4 protein-coding genes are annotated in these 3,552 nt (G+C 73.5%); all 4 read left to right on the forward strand.

Translation table 11 applies throughout. The features are described from left to right. On the forward strand, window positions 1-501 hold a 501-nt coding region (locus tag B9S61_RS04475), incomplete at its 5' end, for an RNA polymerase sigma factor (protein ID WP_103541025.1). Next, entirely contained in the window at window positions 498-863 is a 366-nt protein-coding gene (locus B9S61_RS04480; RefSeq protein WP_181007236.1) for a hypothetical protein, read from the forward strand. The genes B9S61_RS04475 and B9S61_RS04480, both read left to right, overlap by 4 nt. Window positions 864-875: 12 nt before the next feature. Continuing rightward, window positions 876-2,678 (forward strand): glycoside hydrolase family 15 protein, encoded by a 1,803-nt coding sequence (locus B9S61_RS04485; RefSeq protein WP_103541026.1) that lies wholly within the window; start codon window positions 876-878, stop codon window positions 2,676-2,678. A 5-nt stretch (window positions 2,679-2,683) separates the two neighbouring features. Then, window positions 2,684-3,439 carry an SDR family oxidoreductase gene (locus B9S61_RS04490; protein WP_103541027.1) on the forward strand — a complete coding sequence of 252 codons (756 nt, stop codon included), beginning with the start codon at window positions 2,684-2,686 and terminating at the stop codon, window positions 3,437-3,439. The last annotated feature ends 113 nt before the right edge of the window (window positions 3,440-3,552 follow it).

Below are 3,552 nucleotides of genomic sequence, written 5' to 3' on the forward strand. Positions count from 1 at the left end.
GATCTGGAGCGGGAGGCCGGTGTCGCGCGTCTCTTCGAGCTGCACTACTCCTCGATGCTGCGGCTCGCCGTGCTGCTCGGCGCCGACGACCCGGAGAACGTGGTGGCCGAGGCGTACTACCAGATCTACCGCAAGTGGCGGCGGCTGAAGGACGTGGCCGCGGCGGAGGCGTACCTGCGCTCCACGGTCTGCAATCTGACCCGGATGCGGATACGCCATCTCCAGGTCGCCCGCCGGCACGAGGAACGTCCGGCGGTCCCGTCCGACGAGACCGTGGCCTCCGCCGAGAACACCGCGCTGCTCCACGACGACCAGCGGGTACTGATCGGCGCCCTCCAGCATCTTCCGGCCCGGCAGCGCGAGGCGCTGGTGCTGCGGCACTGGCTCGGGCTGAAGGAGAGCGAGATCGCCGCCGCGATGGGCATCACCCGCGGTTCCGTCAAGACGCACACCTCGCGCGGTATCGCCGCGCTGACCCAGGCGATGGAGGCCCGGCGATGACGCATCGGGATGCGACTCCGTCGCGTGGCACCGGTCCGGACCGCACGGACCACGGCCGGACCGGGCCGCCCCGCCCGCCGGGCGCGGAGCGCACCGAGCGGGAACTGCGCGAGGCCCTGCGGGCGCTGGCCGGCGGGGTGCTGCCGGACCCCGACGCCTACCGCACCGCGCGCGGCGAGTGGCTGCGCCGGGAACGCCGGCGGCGGCTCGTCCTCACGGTGCTCGTGGCCGTCGTCTTCGCGCTGGCCACGCTGATCGGCCTGTGGGTGCTCAACCAGGCCCCCTCCGACCCGGGGGTCATCTTCTCCGGCGACGGCGCCGCGGCGGCCGACGCCCCGTCACTCCCCCGGCTCCGGCCCTGATTGCGGTACCCGATGGCCGGGAACCCGCACCCCGTGCAACGTATCGAGGACTACGCGCTCATCGGCGACGAACAGACCGCTGCCCTGGTGGGCGCGGACGGCTCGGTCGACTGGCTCTGCCTGCCCCGCTTCGACTCGGCGGCCTGCTTCGCCCGGCTGCTCGGCGACGAGAACAACGGGCACTGGCGGATCGCCCCGGCCGGCGCGGACCGGTACACCCGCCGCTCCTACCGCGAGGACACCCTCGTCCTGGACACCGAGTGGGAGACCCCCGAAGGGGCGGTGCTGGTCACCGACCTGATGCCACAGCGCCACCGCGCGCCCGACCTGGTGCGCATCGTGCAGGGCGTACGGGGTGAGGTGACCGTGCGCAGTACGCTCCGGCTGCGCTTCGACTACGGCTCGGTCGTGCCCTGGGTGCGCAGGGAGGACGGTCACCGGGTGGCGGTGGCCGGACCGGACTCGGCGTGGCTGCGCAGCGTCCCGGAGGTGCCCACGTGGGGCGAGGACCTGGGCACCCACTCGGAGTTCACCGTGAAGGAGGGCGAGCGGGTCGCGTTCGTGCTGACCTGGCACCCCTCGCACGAACCGCGGCCCGCGCTCGTCGATCCGTACACCTCCCTGCGGCACAGCGTCAGGGACTGGCAGGCGTGGGCACGCCGCTGCCTCTACGACGGCCCGCACCGGGACGCGGTCGTCCGGTCGCTGATCACGCTCAAGGCACTCACCTACCGTCCCACCGGCGGCATCGTCGCCGCGCCCACCACCTCGCTGCCGGAGGAGCCGGGCGGGGTGCGCAACTGGGACTACCGCTTCTGCTGGCTGCGCGACTCCACGCTGGCCCTGAACGCGCTGCTGGCCGCCGGATACCAGGAGGAGGCGGAGGCGTGGCGCAACTGGCTGCTCCGCGCGGTCGCGGGCGACCCGGCGGACCTCCAGATCATGTACGGGCTCGCGGGCGAGCGGCGGCTGCCGGAGATCGAACTGCCGTGGCTGTCCGGGTTCGGCGGGGCCACACCGGTGCGGATCGGCAACGACGCGGTGACCCAGCTCCAGCTGGACGTGTACGGGGAGGTCGTGGACTCCCTGGCGCTGGCCCGGCGTTCGGGCCTGTCCGCGCATCCGGACGTGTGGGCCCTGCAGTCCGTGATGCTGACATTCCTGCGCACGGCCTGGCGGCAGCCGGACGAGGGGCTGTGGGAGGTGCGCGGCGGCCGGCGCCACTTCGTGCACTCCAAGGTGATGGTGTGGGTGGCCGCGGACCGCGCGGTGCGCGCCATGGAGGAGTTCCCCGATCTGCCAGGGGACCTGGACGGCTGGCGCGAGCTGCGGGACGAGATGCACCGGGAGGTGTGCGAGAAGGGGTACGACCCGGCGCGGAACACGTTCACGCAGTCCTACGGCTCGCGTGAGCTCGACGCGGCGCTGCTGCTGCTCCCCCGGGTGGGCTTCCTGCCGCCCGACGATCCGCGCGTGCTCGGCACCATCGAGGCGGTCCGTTCGGAGCTGTGCCAGGACGGGTTCGTACGCCGCTACACGCCGGACGCCGCGCAGGTCGACGGGCTGCCCGGGGAGGAGGGCACCTTCCTGGTGTGCTCGTTCTGGCTGGCGGACGCCCTGCACATGACCGGGCGGACGAAGGAGGCACGCGAACTGTTCGAACGTCTGCTGGGGCTCGCCAACGACGTGGGGCTGCTGGCGGAGGAGTACGACCCGGTGGGCGGGCGGCTGCTGGGGAACTTCCCGCAGGCGTTCAGTCACATCGGGCTGGTGAACACCGCGCTCGCCCTGTTCGGGACCGAAGGGGCAGGATAGAGGCCATGGATCTTGGGCTGAAGGACCGGGTGTACGTCGTCACCGGGGCGACCCGCGGACTGGGCAACGCCGCCGCGCGGGAGCTCGTCGCCGACGGTGCGAAGGTGGTCGTCACGGGACGGGAGGAGAAGTCCGTCGCGGAGGCGGCGGCCGCGCTGGGGCCGGGTGCGGTCGGGGTGGCCGTCGACAACGCCGACCCGGCGGCGCCGGAGCGGCTGATCGCTGCCGCGCGGGAGCGGTTCGGGCGCTTCGACGGCGTTCTCGTCAGCGTGGGCGGGCCGCCGCCGGGGTTCGTCGCGGACACCACCGACGAGCAGTGGCGGTCGGCGTTCGAGTCGGTGTTCCTGGGCGCGGTGCGGATGGCGCGGGCGGCTGCGGGAGAGCTGGGCGAGGGCGGTGTCATCGGGTTCGTGCTGTCGGGGTCGGTGCACGAGCCGATTCCCGGGCTGACGATCTCGAACGGGCTGCGGCCGGGGCTGGCCGGGTTCGCCAAGTCGCTGGCGGACGAGCTGGGGCCGCGGGGGGTCCGGGTGGTGGGGCTGCTGCCGGGGCGGATCGACACGGACCGGGTGCGGGAGCTGGACGCGTTGTCCGCGGATCCGGAGGCTACGCGGCGGGCCGCGGAGTCGCGGATTCCGTTGCGGCGGTACGGGAGGCCTGAGGAGTTCGGGCGCACGGCGGCGTATCTGCTGTCGCCGGCGGCGTCCTATGTGTCGGGGGTGATGATGCCCGTGGACGGGGGTTTCCGGCACGGGTTCTGATACGGGGTCGGCTGGTGCGGGGGCGGTGGGTTCGAGGTCGGCTGGTGCGGGGCGGGGGGGTGTTCGCGCTGCCCGGCGCCTGCGGGGTGCCGTCGCGCCCACCCGTGCCGCCC

It is taken from the genome of Streptomyces sp. SM1 (assembly GCF_002910825.1).
Lineage (GTDB): Bacteria > Actinomycetota > Actinomycetes > Streptomycetales > Streptomycetaceae > Streptomyces > Streptomyces okerensis.